The organism is Kitasatospora sp. NPDC056273 (genome assembly GCF_042268845.1).
Lineage (GTDB): Bacteria > Actinomycetota > Actinomycetes > Streptomycetales > Streptomycetaceae > Kitasatospora.
This window is the reverse complement of the sequence record NZ_JBHJSJ010000039.1, coordinates 34,665-49,602: the sequence shown is the minus strand read 5'-3', so window position 1 is coordinate 49,602 and position 14,938 is coordinate 34,665. Positions and strand designations below refer to the sequence as shown.

Annotated in this window: 12 protein-coding genes; all 12 read left to right on the top strand. The window is 72.3% G+C overall.

Annotated elements, in window-relative coordinates; all coding sequences use genetic code 11:
- The first annotated feature begins 39 nt into the window (after positions 1-39).
- The 12 genes from argS to ACFCY1_RS28580 all read left to right on the top strand — a co-directional run bounded on the left by argS (position 40) and on the right by ACFCY1_RS28580 (position 14,883).
- Positions 40-1,701, top strand: coding sequence for an arginine--tRNA ligase (gene argS / locus ACFCY1_RS28635; protein WP_375876478.1), 1,662 nt, complete (start codon positions 40-42; stop codon positions 1,699-1,701).
- Between the two features lie 89 nt (positions 1,702-1,790).
- Positions 1,791-3,182 (top strand): diaminopimelate decarboxylase, encoded by a 1,392-nt coding sequence (lysA, locus tag ACFCY1_RS28630; RefSeq protein WP_375876477.1) that lies wholly within the window; start codon positions 1,791-1,793, stop codon positions 3,180-3,182.
- Positions 3,183-3,320: 138 nt separating this feature from the next.
- Positions 3,321-4,613, top strand: coding sequence for a homoserine dehydrogenase (locus tag ACFCY1_RS28625; RefSeq protein WP_049655891.1), 1,293 nt, complete (start codon positions 3,321-3,323; stop codon positions 4,611-4,613).
- Between the two features lie 10 nt (positions 4,614-4,623).
- Positions 4,624-5,724 carry a threonine synthase gene (gene thrC / locus ACFCY1_RS28620; protein ID WP_049655889.1) on the top strand — a complete coding sequence of 367 codons (1,101 nt, stop codon included), beginning with the start codon at positions 4,624-4,626 and terminating at the stop codon, positions 5,722-5,724.
- A 364-nt stretch (positions 5,725-6,088) separates the two neighbouring features.
- On the top strand, positions 6,089-7,027 hold the full coding sequence (gene thrB, locus ACFCY1_RS28615; RefSeq protein ID WP_375876476.1) for a homoserine kinase: 939 nt from the start codon (positions 6,089-6,091) through the stop codon (positions 7,025-7,027).
- A gap of 602 nt (positions 7,028-7,629) precedes the next feature.
- A complete protein-coding gene (gene rho / locus ACFCY1_RS28610) occupies positions 7,630-9,732 on the top strand; it encodes a transcription termination factor Rho (RefSeq protein ID WP_375876475.1) in 2,103 nt (700 codons plus the stop codon).
- A 140-nt stretch (positions 9,733-9,872) separates the two neighbouring features.
- A complete protein-coding gene (locus ACFCY1_RS28605) occupies positions 9,873-10,985 on the top strand; it encodes an LCP family protein (protein WP_375876474.1) in 1,113 nt (370 codons plus the stop codon).
- A 138-nt stretch (positions 10,986-11,123) separates the two neighbouring features.
- A complete protein-coding gene (rpmE, locus tag ACFCY1_RS28600; protein WP_030057539.1) occupies positions 11,124-11,345 on the top strand; it encodes a 50S ribosomal protein L31 in 222 nt (73 codons plus the stop codon).
- A gap of 132 nt (positions 11,346-11,477) precedes the next feature.
- Positions 11,478-12,557 (top strand): peptide chain release factor 1, encoded by a 1,080-nt coding sequence (gene prfA, locus ACFCY1_RS28595; protein WP_049658075.1) that lies wholly within the window; start codon positions 11,478-11,480, stop codon positions 12,555-12,557.
- A 63-nt stretch (positions 12,558-12,620) separates the two neighbouring features.
- Entirely contained in the window at positions 12,621-13,487 is an 867-nt protein-coding gene (prmC, locus tag ACFCY1_RS28590; RefSeq protein ID WP_049658073.1) for a peptide chain release factor N(5)-glutamine methyltransferase, read from the top strand.
- Between the two features lie 74 nt (positions 13,488-13,561).
- Positions 13,562-14,209, top strand: coding sequence for an L-threonylcarbamoyladenylate synthase (locus ACFCY1_RS28585; RefSeq protein WP_049658072.1), 648 nt, complete (start codon positions 13,562-13,564; stop codon positions 14,207-14,209).
- A 14-nt stretch (positions 14,210-14,223) separates the two neighbouring features.
- The gene (locus tag ACFCY1_RS28580) at positions 14,224-14,883 is read left to right on the top strand and encodes a protein-tyrosine-phosphatase (RefSeq protein WP_369808349.1); all 660 of its coding nucleotides are present in this window, start codon (positions 14,224-14,226) and stop codon (positions 14,881-14,883) included.
- Positions 14,884-14,938: the final 55 nt, after the last annotated feature.

The following is a 14,938-nucleotide window of genomic DNA, read 5'->3' as shown; positions in this document are numbered from 1 at the left end:
GTGGCGGGCGGGCACCCCGTCTCGCCTACGCTTGGCGTCGTGACCCCCGCAGACCTTTCCCAGGCAATCCAGGCCGCAGTGAGCTCCGCCGTCGAGGCGGGCGAGCTGGCCGTCGCCGTGCCCGAGCACGTGACGGTCGAACGGCCCAAGAACAGGGACCACGGCGACTACGCGACCAACGTGGCCCTCCAGCTCGCCAAGGCGGCCGGCAAGCCGCCGCGAGCCGTTGCCGAGCTGCTGGCCGACCGCCTGCGAGGGATCACCGGCGTCGCCAAGGTCGACATCGCCGGTCCGGGCTTCCTGAACATCACCCGGGACACCGCCACCGCCGGCGCGCTGGCGCGCACCGTCGTCGAGGCGGGCGAGGCCTACGGCCGCAACGAGGCCCTCAAGGGCCTGAGGATCAACCTGGAGTTCGTCTCCGCCAACCCGACCGGCCCGATCCACATCGGCGGCGTCCGCTGGGCCGCCGTCGGCGACTCGATGGCGCGCGTGCTGCGGGCCTCCGGCGCCGACGTCACCACCGAGTACTACCTCAACGACGCCGGCGTGCAGATCGGCAAGTTCGCCGCCTCGCTGCAGGCCGCCGCGAACGGCCGCCCGGCGCCCGAGGACGGCTACGTCGGCGAGTACATCGTCGACATCGCCAAGGCGCTCACCGACGCGATCCCCGGCGTGCTCGACCTCTCCGAGGAGGAGCAGCTCCAGGTCTTCCGCACCGAGGGCCTCAAGCTCATGGTCGCCGAGATCAAGCGCTCGATGGACGAGTTCGGCACCCACTTCGACGTGTGGTTCTCGGAGAAGACGCTGCACGACTCCGGCGCGGTCGAGAAGGCCATCGACCGGCTGCGCGAGCAGGGCCACGTCTTCGAGCAGGACGACGCGGTCTTCCTGCGCACCACCGACTTCGGCGACGACAAGGACCGCGTCCTGGTCAAGGCCGACGGCGACAAGACCTACTTCGCCGCCGACGCCGCGTACTACCTGTCCAAGCGGGACCGCGGCGCCGAGGTCGCGCTCTACATGCTGGGCGCCGACCACCACGGCTACGTCAACCGCCTCAAGGCCATCGCGGCCTGCGCGGGCGACGACATGGACCACAACATCGAGGTGAAGATCGGCCAGTTCGTGAAGATGCTTCGCGACGGCGAAGAGGTCCGCATGTCGAAGCGGGCCGGCAACATCATCACGATCGACGACGTGATCGAGTGGATCGGCGTGGACGCCGCCCGCTACACCCTGGCGCGCTCCTCCACGGACTCGACGATCACGCTGGACATCAACCTGCTGACCAGCCAGACCAACGAGAACCCGGTCTTCTACGTCCAGTACGCGCACACCCGGATGTGCGGCGTGGCCCGCAAGGCCGCCGAGCTGGGCGTGGACAAGGGCACGGTCGAGCAGTTCAAGCCCGAGCTGCTCGCCACCGAGTGGGAGTCCGACGTGCTCGGCCACCTCGCGGAGTTCCCGCGGGTGCTGGCCACGGCCGGCGAGCTGCGCGAGCCGCACCGGGTCGCGCGCTACCTGGAGGACCTCGCGGGCAAGTACCACCGCCTGTACGAGAACTGCATGTTCCTGCCCAAGGGCGACGAGGAGCTCTCCGACACGCACCGCGCCCGCCTCTGGCTGGTCGAGGCGACGCGCACCGTGCTCGCCAACGGACTCACGCTCCTGGGCGTGACGGCGCCCGAGCGGATGTAGGCACCACCCCCAAGCGCACGGCGGGGGCGGCTGACGGTCAACGTGGACCGTCGCCGCCCCTCGCCATAGGTCTCGAAGGATCTCCGAAGATGAGTCGCTCCGCACACCCGGCAGGCCCCCGTCACGGCGACGTCCTGCCCGAGGGCCACTACCAGGCCCCGCCCGCCGACCTGAACGCGCTCGACCCCAAGGTCTGGTCGCGCACCGTCGCCCGGAACGCCGAGGGCGTGGCGACCGTCGGCGGCATCGACGTCAGGCGGCTGGCCGCCGAGTTCGGCACCCCCGCCTACGTGCTGGACGAGGAGGACTTCCGGTCCCGGGCGCGCGCCTGGCGGGACGCCTTCGGCACCGGCGCGGACGTCTACTACGCCGGGAAGGCGTTCCTCTCCAAGGCCGTCGTGCGCTGGCTGCACGAGGAGGGCCTCAACCTCGACGTGTGCAGCCCGGGCGAGCTGGCGGTCGCCCTGGCCGCCGGGATGCCGCCGGAGCGGATCGCGCTGCACGGCAACAACAAGTCGGCGGACGAGCTCGAGCACGCGGTGAAGACCGGCGTCGGGCACATCGTGGTCGACTCCTACGAGGAGATCGGGCGCCTGGCCGCGATCGCCGCCCGCCAGGGCGTGCGCCAGCGGGTGCTGATCCGGATCACCGTCGGTGTCGAGGCGCACACCCACGAGTTCATCGCCACCGCGCACGAGGACCAGAAGTTCGGGCTGTCGCTCACCGGGGGAGCGGCCGCCGAGGCGGTGCGCCGGGTGCTCGGCCACGACAGCCTGGAGCTGCGCGGGATCCACTCGCACATCGGCTCGCAGATCTTCGACATGGCGGGCTTCGAGGTGGCCGCCCGCCGGGTGGTCGGCCTGCTGGCCGGGATCCGTGACGAGCACGGCGTCCAGCTGCCCGAGATCGACCTCGGCGGCGGCCTCGGCATCGCGTACACCAGCGAGGACGACCCGCGCGACCCGGCCGAGATCGCGGCCGCGCTGGCCGACATCGTCCGCCGCGAGTGCGCCGCCGCGAACCTGGACGCCCCCCGGCTGAGCGTGGAGCCGGGCCGGGCGATCGTCGGCCCGACGGCGTTCACGCTGTACGAGGTCGGCACCGTCAAGCCGCTGGAGGGCCTGCGCACCTACGTCAGCGTGGACGGCGGGATGTCCGACAACATCCGCACCGCGCTGTACGACGCCGAGTACTCGGTGGCGCTGGTGTCGCGCACCAGCGACGCGGAGCCGATGCTGGTGCGGGTGGTCGGCAAGCACTGCGAGTCCGGCGACATCGTCGTCCGGGACGCCTTCCTGCCGGCCGACCTGGCCCCGGGCGACCTGATCGCGGTGCCCGCCACCGGCGCCTACTGCCGGTCGATGGCGAGCAATTACAACCACGCCCTCAAGCCCCCCGTGCTCGCCGTCAGGGACGGTGCGGCGCGGGTGATCGTCCGGCGCGAGACGGAGGAGGATCTCCTGCGTCTGGATATCGGATGACGAAATCCTCGTCTCAGATCATGGAACGACCGTAGATCCGTACGGAAAGTCCCGGAGACTGGTAGAGACCGAAGTTCCCGGCGGTCCAGGAAAACCCGCCGGAAATTACCGAAGCAGAAGAATGCAGAGCGGAGTCGGATGATGCGTACGCGCCCGCTGAAGGTGGCGTTGCTGGGTTGTGGTGTGGTGGGCTCCGAGGTGGCGCGCATCATGACGACGACGGCCGACGACCTCGCCGCTCGCATCGGCGCTCCGGTCGAGTTGGCCGGGATCGCGGTCCGCCGGGCCGGGCGGACCCGCCCGGGCGTCCCCGAGCACCTGATCACCACCGACGCCGAGGCCCTGGTCAACCGGGGCGACATCGACGTGGTGGTCGAGGTGGTGGGCGGCATCGAGCCCTCCAAATCGCTGATCCTGTCCGCCTTCCGGCAGGGCGCCTCGGTGGTCAGCGCCAACAAGGCGCTGCTCGCCAAGGACGGCACCGAGCTGCACGCCGCGGCCGCCGAGGCCGGGGTGGACCTGTACTACGAGGCCGCGGTGGCGGGCGCGATCCCGCTGCTGCGCCCGCTGCGCGAGTCCCTCGCGGGGGACAAGGTCAACCGGGTGCTGGGGATCGTCAACGGCACCACCAACTTCATCCTCGACAAGATGGACACCACCGGCGCCGGCTACTCGGAGGCGCTGGAGGAGGCCACCGCGCTGGGCTACGCCGAGGCCGACCCGACGGCCGACGTGGAGGGCTTCGACGCCGCCGCCAAGGCCGCGATCCTGGCCGGCATCGCCTTCCACACCAAGGTCACCGCGGCGGACGTCTACCGCGAGGGCATCACCGAGGTGACGGCGGCCGACATCGCCTCCGCCAAGGAGATGGGCTGCGTGGTCAAGCTGCTCGCGATCTGCGAGCGGGCCGCGGACGGCGAGTCCGTCACCGCGCGCGTCCACCCGGCGATGATCCCGCTGTCGCACCCGCTGGCCTCCGTCCGCGAGGCGTACAACGCGGTGTTCGTCGAGGCCGAGGCGGCCGGCCGGCTGATGTTCTACGGCCCCGGCGCGGGCGGCTCGCCGACCGCCTCCGCGGTGCTCGGCGACCTGGTCGCGGTCTGCCGCAACAAGCTCGCCGGCGCCACCGGCCCCGGTGACTCGGTGTACACGCGGCTGCCGGCCAAGCCGATGGACGAGGTGGTCACCCGCTACCACGTCAGCCTGGACGTGGACGACCGCGCGGGCGTGCTCGCCCAGGTGGCATCCGTCTTCGCCGAGCACGGCGTCTCCATCGACACCGTGCGCCAGCAGGGCCGCGACGGCGACGCCTCGCTCGTCGTGGTCACCCACCGTGCCACCGACGCCGCGCTGTCGGCGACGGTCGACAAGCTCCGCGCGCTGGACAGCGTGCGGGACGTGGCCAGCATCATGCGGGTCGAAGGGGAATAAGGAACCAGCCATGAACGCCGTTGCCGAGAACGTCGTCCGAGGCGCGCACACCCACCAGTGGCGCGGCCTGATCGAGGAGTACCGGGACCGCCTGCCGGTCACCGCGGCCACCCCGGTGGTCACCCTGTTGGAGGGCGGCACGCCCCTGGTCCCCGCCCAGGTGCTCTCCGAGCGCACGGGCTGCGAGGTCTACCTCAAGGTCGAGGGCGCCAACCCGACCGGCTCCTTCAAGGACCGCGGGATGACGATGGCCATCTCCAAGGCCAAGGAGGAGGGCGCGCAGGCGGTCATCTGCGCCTCCACCGGCAACACCTCGGCCTCCGCCGCCGCGTACGCGGTGCGGGCCGGGATGGTCTCCGCGGTGCTCGTCCCGCAGGGCAAGATCGCCCTCGGCAAGATGGGCCAGGCGCTGGTCCACGGCGCCAGGATCCTCCAGGTCGACGGGAACTTCGACGACTGCCTCACCCTTGCGCGTGAACTGTCCGAGAAGTACCCGGTGGCGCTGGTCAACTCGGTCAACCCGGTGCGGATCGAGGGCCAGAAGACCGCGGCCTTCGAGATCGTCGACATGCTCGGCGACGCCCCGGACATCCACGTCCTGCCGGTCGGCAACGCGGGCAACATCACCGCGTACTGGAAGGGCTACCGCGAGTACGCGGCCGACGGCCTCGCCACCCGCACCCCGCGGATGTGGGGCTTCCAGGCCTCCGGCTCGGCCCCGATCGTGGACGGCGCGCCGGTGCTCAAGCCGCAGACCATCGCCACCGCGATCCGGATCGGCAACCCGGCCTCCTGGGACTTCGCGCTCGCCGCGCGGGACGAGTCCGGCGGCCTCATCGACAAGGTGACGGACCGTCAGATCCTGTCCGCCTACCGGCTGTTGGCCTCGCAGGAGGGCGTCTTCGTGGAGCCCGCCTCGGCGGCCTCGGTGGCCGGTCTGCTGGCCAAGGCGGAGGCCGGCCTGGTCGACCCGGGCCAGCGGATCGTCTGCACCGTGACCGGCAACGGCCTGAAGGACCCGGACTGGGCGGTGGCCGGCGCGCCGCAGCCGCAGATCGTCCCGATCGACCCGGAGGCGGCCGCCCGCAGCCTCGGACTGCTCGACCGGTAAAGGGTCCTGACGCCCCGACGGGCCGACCCTTTCGAGGGTCGGCCCGTCGGAGTTCCCCCCTGACACTTTTGTGTCCATTGGGTTCCGCATTGCGATCCTTTTCCACCCCTCCCGTCGACGGGGAGGGGTGAGCATTTCCGGCCAGAACGGCAACACACCAGATCGAAGGCCCACGGGGTGTACCGCTCGGGAACCTCTCTTCGATACTCTGGCTTCGGCCGTGTGGCACATGCCCCGGGCCCGGCGGGTCCGGGCCGCGCCGACACCGCGACCGCCCGCCCCCCGGAGGGGCCGCGGTCCGTTCCCACCCTCGCACCGACGACGCGCTCCGCGCCGCCCGATTTACCCCAGGAGAGTCCACCGTATGGCCGGTCCCGCGTTCCGTGCCGCCGCCGTCCGGGTCAGGGTTCCCGCGACCAGCGCCAACCTCGGCCCGGGCTTCGACGCCTTCGGGCTCGCGCTGGGTCTGTACGACGACGTGGTCGTCCGGGTCGCCGACTCCGGCCTCTCCGTCGACATCGCCGGTGAGGGCGCCGAGACGCTGCCGCGCGACGAGCGCCACCTGCTGGTCCGCTCGATGCGCGCCGCCTTCGACCGGCTCGGCGGCCAGCCCCGCGGCCTCGAAGTGGTCTGCGCCAACCGGATACCGCACGGCCGCGGCCTCGGCTCCTCCTCGGCCGCCATCTGCGCCGGCATCGTGGCCGCCCGCGCGGTGACCATCGGCGGCCGGTCCGCGCTGGACGACGACGCGCTGCTGGCCCTCGCCTCCGAGCTGGAGGGCCACCCCGACAACGTCGCGGCCTGCCTGCGCGGCAACTTCACGATCGCCTGGACCGACGAGGAGTCGGCCAAGGCGGTCGTGCTGGAGCCGTCCGCGCAGGTCGTCCCGGTGGTGTTCGTGCCGGCCGGCGAGGTGCTCACCGAGACCGCGCGCGGACTGCTGCCGAAGACCGTCCCGCTGGCCGACGCGGCCGTCAACGCGGGCCGTTCCGCACTGCTGGTGGAGGCGCTGACCAGGCGCCCCGAACTGCTCCTCGCCGCCACCGAGGACCGGCTGCACCAGGACTACCGCGCCTCCGCCATGCCGGACAGCGCCGCGCTGGTCGGCGCCCTGCGCGCCGAGGGCTTCCCCGCGGTCGTCTCCGGCGCCGGTCCGACCGTCCTGGCCCTCACCGACGAGGCGGGCGCCGACAAGGTGCTCTCCTTCGCCGGACACCACGGCCACGGCGGCGACCCGGCGTTCGCCGCGCACCGGCTGGACGTCGACCGCACCGGGGCCGTCGTGCTCCCGCTGGACGTCTGAGCAGCCCGAACGGGCCGCTCGGGACCCGGCACCGGCACCCTGCCGAGCCGGGTCCGACGGACACGATTGGCAAGCGCAAGGCTGGGGAATGTCTGAGGGGGTCGGTAGTGTTAACCTCATTGCTGCACCAGGTGCCCTCCGGGGCTAGGTGCGCCGCGTCCCGATCCCAGCGCTCCACGGCAGTGGAGTCCCGGCGATGCACGGGGCGACGATTCTCCGGGAGCCCACCGCAGCGCGTACGCAGCCTGCCTGCGCGACATGCGGCCGCATCCCGAAGCCGTGACGGCACCTGACTCCCACCCGCAGCCTCCCACCTGAGGCCAGGACGGGCGGAGCACGGGCCACCGTCACGCGACGGGGGCCCGGGATTCGCAGGAAGCGTGGGGGTTACGCCCTCAGGGGAGGTCGACACACGACCGGCCCACGCGCCACTCAGCACCACCGTGCTTCACGCACCGCACCTCGCACGTAACCCTCTCTCGACAGGCTCCCGCCATTCGAGGGATCACCGCCTCGGACCGACGCAGTCGAGCGTTGGTCAGGACAGCACAACCGGTCGCCGAGCCAGACAGGCCGACGTCCGCTCCAGGGAAGGACCCTTAGTGAGCGACTCCACCGATCTGATGGGCGCGCGCCCGGACGCAGAGGCGTCGGACGCAGCCGCCGCCCCCGCTGCTCCGGCGCGGCGCCGCCGCAGTGCCGCCGCGGGCCTGGACGGCATGGTCCTGGCCGAGCTCCAGAAGCTCGCCGCGGACCTTGGCATCACCGGTACCGGACGCATGCGCAAGAGCCAGCTGATCGAGACCATCAAGGAGAAGAGCGGCGGGGACCCGCTGCTCGCCGCCGGTGGCACCGCCCCGGCCGCCAAGCGCACCGCCGCCAAGGCGGACGCCGAGGCCCCGGCCGAGAAGCCGGCCCGCCGCACCAAGGCCGCCGCCGCCAAGGCCGAGGCCCCGGCCGCCGCCGAGCCGCAGGCCCAGATCGAGATCCCGGTCCAGGCCGCCGCGGAGACCGCCGCGCCCGCCCGTACCGAGCGCACCCGCCGCCGGGCCACCTCGGCCGCCGGCGCGCCCGTCGCCCCGGTCGCCGAGGCCGCTGCCGAGCCCGCCACCGTCGCGGTCGCCGAGCCGAAGCAGGCCGAGGCCCGCCCGGCCGAGACCCGCGGCTTCGAGGGCCGCGAGGACGGCCGCGAGTCGCGTCGCGACCGCCGTGAGCGCCGTGACCGCCGCGAGGGCACCGAGCGCACCGAGCGCGCCGACCGCCAGGAGGGCGGCGAGGCCCAGGACGGCGACAGCCGCGAGTCGCGCCGCGACCGCCGCAACCGCCGCGAGCGCGCCGACCGCCAGCCCCAGCAGGGCGGCGGCCAGCAGCAGGGCGGCCAGGCCGAGCAGCAGGGCCGCCAGGGCCAGCAGACCCAGCAGCCGCAGGCCCAGCAGCAGGGCGGCTACGAGGACGACGAGTTCGGCGAGGGCCGCCGCGGCCGGCGCGGGCGCTACCGCGACCGCCGCGGCCGTCGTGGCCGTGACGGCTTCGAGGCCGCGGGCGTGGCCGAGCCGCAGGTCGGCGAGGACGACGTCCTGATCCCGGTCGCGGGCATCCTCGACATCCTCGACAACTACGCGTTCGTGCGCACCTCCGGCTACCTGCCGGGCCAGAACGACGTCTACGTCTCGCTCGCCCAGGTCCGCAAGAACGGCCTGCGCAAGGGTGACGCCATCACCGGTGCGGTGCGCCAGCCGCGCGAGGGCGAGCGCCGCGAGAAGTTCAACGCCATGGTGCGCCTGGACTCCGTCAACGGCATGGACCCGGAGAGCGGCCGCGGCCGCCCCGAGTTCAACAAGCTCACCCCGCTCTACCCGCAGGAGCGGCTGCGCCTGGAGACCGACCCGGGCGTGCTGACCACCCGGATCATCGACCTGGTGTCGCCGATCGGCAAGGGCCAGCGCGGTCTGATCGTCGCGCCGCCGAAGACCGGCAAGACCATGGTGCTCCAGGCGGTCGCCAACGCGATCACCCACAACAACCCCGAGTGCCACCTGATGGTCGTCCTGGTCGACGAGCGTCCGGAAGAGGTCACCGACATGCAGCGGTCGGTGAAGGGCGAGGTCATCTCCTCGACCTTCGACCGCCCGGCCGAGGACCACACCACCGTCGCCGAGCTGGCCATCGAGCGCGCCAAGCGCCTGGTGGAGCTGGGCCACGACGTGGTCATCCTGCTGGACTCGATCACCCGCCTCGGCCGCGCCTACAACCTGGCGGCGCCGGCCTCCGGCCGCATCCTGTCCGGTGGTGTCGACTCGACCGCGCTGTACCCGCCGAAGAAGTTCTTCGGCGCCGCGCGCAACATCGAGAACGGCGGCTCGCTGACCATCCTGGCCACCGCGCTGGTCGAGACCGGCTCGCGCATGGACGAGGTGATCTTCGAGGAGTTCAAGGGCACCGGCAACATGGAGCTCAAGCTCGACCGGAAGCTCTCGGACAAGCGCATCTTCCCGGCCGTCGACGTGGACGCCTCCAGCACCCGCAAGGAGGAGATCCTGCTCGGCAGCGAGGAGTTGGCCATCGTCTGGAAGCTCCGCCGGGTGCTGCACGCGCTCGACTCGCAGCAGGCGATCGAGCTGCTCCTGGACAAGATGAAGCAGACCAAGAGCAACGCCGAGTTCCTGATGCAGATCGCCAAGACCACCCCCGGCTCCGGCGACTGACCGTAGCCGGACGGCTGTCGAAGCACGGAACCCCGGATCGCGCGAGCGGTCCGGGGTTCCGTGCGTCCTGGCCGCTTTGTTCCAGAGTCGGGACACCTTGGGGGCGTTTGGATCATGTTGTCCGATTTACTCTGGACCGTATGGCCGAGCACAAGAGGGTCCTGAGTCGCCGCCGCAGAATCCTGCGGACGGCCGCCTGCGCGTTCGCCGCGCTCGTCGTCCTCGGCGCCGGCGCGGGCCTCTTCGCCTACTTCAGGCTCAACGGGAACATCACCAGCGTCGACATCGACGCCCGGCTCGGCGACGCCCGGCCGCCGGCCGCCACCGACGGCTCCTTCAACATCCTGGTGCTCGGCTCCGATTCGCGGGCCGGCGACAACGGCTCGGTCGCCGGCGGGGACACCGGCGGCACCGCCCGCTCGGACACCGCGATGGTGGTGCACGTCAACCAGGCCCACTCCGGCGCCCAGATCGTCTCGATCCCGCGCGACACCCTGGTCGCCCGCCCCGACTGCGTCGACGCGAACGGCAAGCCGGTGCCCGGCGCCAAGCGCGCGATGTACAACAGCGCCTTCGAGAGCGGCGGCGCGGCCTGCGCGGTCAAGACCACCGAGCAGCTCACCGGGCTGCGGATGGACCACTACCTGCAGGTCGACTTCGCCGGCTTCGCCCGGGTCGTGGACGCGATAGGCGGGGCCACCGTGACCACCACGGTGGCCATCCACGACAAGGACAGCGGGCTCGACCTGCCGCCCGGCGAGCACCACCTGGACGGACAGCAGGCGCTGGCCTTCGTGCGCACCCGGCACGGCGTCGGCGACGGCAGCGACCTCGGCCGGATCGAGCTCCAGAAGCAGATGGTGAAGTCGCTGCTGCAGCAGGTCGGGGGGAGCGGGATGCTCACCAACCCGGTCAAGCTGTGGTCGGTCGGCGACACGGTGACCAGGAGCATCACCACCGACTCCGCGCTCGGCTCGGTGAACTCGCTGGTGGGGCTCGCCCAGGAGCTCAAGGGGATAGGCCCGGACCAGCTGAGCATGGTCACCCTGCCGGTGGAGACGGCCCCCAGCGACCCGAACCGGGTGGTCCCGCTGCAGCCGCAGGCGGGGCAGGTCTGGGCGGCGCTCAAGGCCGACCAGCCGTTCCCCTCCGCGATCGTCTCCGAACAGCCGGAGAACCCCGCCCAGGCGGCCCCCACGGCCCCCGCGCCGGCCGCGGGGAAGCCGTCCGCGAAGGCCGCCGGCACGCGCTGAGGGGGGTCCGGAATATCCCGGAACGCGACCCGGTTTGGGAAGATGCGGCCGGTCCTGGCAGACTGGTCCGTCGGTCCCGGTTCACGTGCGGCGCCCCAGCCGCCGACCCGGTACCCTCCCGAAACCTAGGAGAACCCCTTGAAGCCCAACGTTCACCCCGAGTACGTGGTCACGCGCGTGACCTGCACCTGCGGCGCCGAGTTCACCACCCGCTCGACCGAGACCAGTGGCGAGATCCGCGCCGAGGTCTGCTCGCAGTGCCACCCGTTCTACACCGGCAAGCAGAAGATCCTCGACACCGGTGGCCGCGTGGCCCGCTTCGAGGCCCGCTTCGGCAAGCAGCACAGCGCGAAGGCCTAGCGCTCCCTCGGCGCCGGTTCCCGGTGCCCCCGTACTCGTTGTCGGGGGCGCTGGGGGCCGGCGCCGTTCGCGTCCCCCCGCGAATTCCCCACCCCCCACACGTTTCCGAGTCACCGGGAAGAAGGCCACCCCATGTTCGAGGCAGTCGAAGAGCTCCTCGTCGAGCACGCCGACCTCGAGACGAGGCTGGCCGACCCGTCCGTCCACGCCGACCAGGCCAACGCCCGCAAGCTGGCCAAGCGGTACGCCGAGCTGACCCCGATCACCCGGGTCTACCGGCAGTGGCGGCAGGCCGGCGAGGACATCGAGGCCGCGCGCGAACTCGCCGCGGAGGACCCGGAGTTCATCGCCGAGGCGAAGGCCTCCGAGGCCCGCAGGGACGAGCTCACCGAGGAGCTGCGGCTGCTGCTGGTGCCGCGCGACCCGAGTGACGACAAGGACGTCATCCTGGAGATCAAGGCGGGCGAGGGCGGCGAGGAGTCCGCGCTGTTCGCCGGCGACCTGCTCCGGATGTACCTGCGCTACGCGGAGCGGATCGGCTGGAAGACCGAGATCATCGACTCCAACGAGTCCGACCTCGGCGGCTACAAGGACGTCTCGGTGGCCGTGAAGACCAAGGGCAACGCCGAGCCCGGCCAGGGCGTCTGGGCCCGGCTGAAGTACGAGGGCGGCGTGCACCGCGTGCAGCGCGTCCCCGCCACCGAGTCCCAGGGCCGCATCCACACCTCCGCGGCGGGCGTGCTGGTCACCCCCGAGGCGGAGGAGGTCGAGGTCGAGATCGTCGCCAACGACCTGCGGATCGACGTCTACCGCTCCTCCGGCCCCGGCGGCCAGTCGGTCAACACCACCGACTCCGCGGTCCGGATCACCCACCTGCCGACCGGTATCGTGGCGTCCTGCCAGAACGAGAAGAGCCAGCTCCAGAACAAGGAGCAGGCGATGCGCATCCTGCGTTCGCGGCTGCTGGCCGCCGCGCAGGAGGAGGCCGAGCGGGAGGCCTCGGACGCGCGCCGCAGCCAGGTCCGTACGGTCGACCGCTCGGAGCGGATCCGCACGTACAACTACCCCGAGAACCGCATCTCGGACCACCGCACCGGATTCAAGGCGTACAACCTGGACCAGGTCCTGGACGGCGAACTGAACGCGGTGATCCAGTCCTGCGTCGACAAGGACGCGGAGGCCAAGCTCGCCGCCGCGGCCCAAGAGAACTGAGACCGGCGCGCCCCAGCCCGCGCTTCGCCCGAAGCCGGAGCGCAGAAACAAGAGGTCGTACGGATGAACCTGCTGCTCGCCGAGGTGGCCCAGGCCACCCAGCGGTTGGCCGCGGCCGGCGTGCCGTCGCCGCGCTTCGACGCGGAGGAGCTCGCCGCCTACGTCCACCGCGTCAAGCGCAGCCAGCTGCACACGGTGAAGGACGCCGACTTCGACGCCCGCTACTGGGAGGCGGTCTCCCGCCGCGAGGCGCGCGAGCCGCTCCAGCACATCACCGGGCGGGCGTTCTTCCGCTACCTCGAACTGGAGGTCGGCCCCGGGGTGTTCGTGCCCCGGCCGGAGACCGAGACGGTCGTCGAGTGGGCGATAGACGCGGTGCGCGACATGGACGTGGCCGAGCCGCTGGTGGTGGACCTGTGCTCCGGCTCCGGCGCGATCGCGCTCGCCCTGGCCCAGGAACTGCCGCGCTCCACCGTGCACGCCTTCGAACTGGACGAGGGGGCGCTGGAGTACACCCGGCGCAACATCGAGGCCAGCCCGGACCGCGCCCGGGTCACCCTGCACGCCGGTGACGCCACCAAGGCCTTCGAGGACGACCGCTCCTGGGACGGCCGCTTCGACCTGGTCATCTCCAACCCGCCGTACATCCCGCTCACCGAGTGGGAGTACGTCGCGCCGGAGGCCCGCGACCACGACCCGCAGATGTCGCTGTTCTCCGGCGAGGACGGCCTGGACACCATCCGCGGCATCGAGCGGGTCGCGGCCCGACTGCTGCGCCCGGGCGGCGCGGTGGTGATCGAGCACGCCGACCAGCAGGGCGGCCAGGTGCCGTGGATCTTCAACGAGGAACACGGCTGGACGGACACCGCCGACCACCGCGACCTGAACAACCGGCCCCGCTTCACGACGGCCCGGAGGGTCGGGTCGTGACCACCGAGCACCGTACGACGGCGCGCAAGGCTGCGCTGTAACGCCATGAGCCACTCCGGAAGGGGACCGCACCGATGAGCCGCCGTTACGACTGTGCCGATGCCGGGGACCGCGCCACCGGTCTGCGCGAGGCCGCCTCGGCCATCCGCCGCGGCGAACTCGTCGTGCTGCCCACCGACACCCTGTACGGGGTCGGTGCGGACGCCTTCTCCCCGGAGGCGGTCGGCGAGCTGATGGCCGCCCGCGGCCGCGGCCGCAACACGCCCTCGCCGGTGCTGGTCGGCTCGCCGACCACCCTGCACGGCCTGGTCACCGACTTCTCCGAGCAGGCCTGGGAGCTGGTCGACGCCTTCTGGCCGGGCGGGCTCACCCTGGTCGCCCGGCACCAGCCCTCACTGCGCTGGGACCTCGGCGACACCCGCGGCACCGTCGCGGTCCGGATGCCGCTGCACCCGGTTGCCATCGAGCTGCTGAACAGCACCGGCCCGCTGGCCGTCTCCAGTGCCAACCGGATCGGCGGGGTCTCCCCGCTGACCTGCGACGAGGCACAGGCCCAGCTCGGCGACGCGGTCTCGGTCTACCTGGACGGCGGGGCGGCCGAGGACTCCGCCACCTCGTCGATCGTGGACGTCACCGGCAAGGTCCCGGTCCTGCTGCGGGCCGGTGCGATCAGCGTCGAGCAGCTGAGGGAGGTCGTCCCCGACCTGGAGGCCGGCAGTTGACGCCCACCGCCTCGCTGCACGCCGGGCCGGGCATAGCGCCGTACCTGAGCGTGGGCCCCAGGCCGCTGGACCACTTCCGGATCCTGTTCGTCTGCACGGGGAACATCTGCCGCTCGCCGATCGCCGAGCGGCTGACCCGGCGTGAGCTGGACACCCGGCTGAGCCCCCGGGTGGCCGGCCGGATCCTGGTGGAGAGCGCCGGCACCTGGGGCCACGAGGGCGCGCCGATGGAGGACCACGCCGCGACGGTGCTCGACGAGTACGGCGCCGACAGCGGCGGCTTCACCGGCCGAGAGCTGCTGGACGAGCACGTGGTCGAGGCCGACCTGGTGCTCACGGCGACGCTGGACCACCGCGCCCAGGTGATCTCGATGGGCCACGAGGCGGGGCTGCGCACCTTCACGCTGAAGGAGTTCACCCGCCTGGTGCGGACGATAGACCCGGGCACCCTGCCGGACCCGAGGCGCGGCGCCGACGTCACCGAGCGGGCCCGCGCGCTGGTCCGGGCCGCCGCCGCGCTGCGCGGCTGGCTGCTGGCCGCCACGCCGGAGTCGGACGAGGTGGACGACCCGTACGGGGCGCCGATCGGCATGTTCCGCAACTGCGGCGAGGAGATATTCCACGCGGTCGACCCGGTGGTCACCGCGCTGACCGGCGTCCCCGCGCCGCGCTGACGGGCCGGGCCCGGGCAGGGCGCCGCACGGGGCCGTTCGGCCGCGGCCCGGTGGG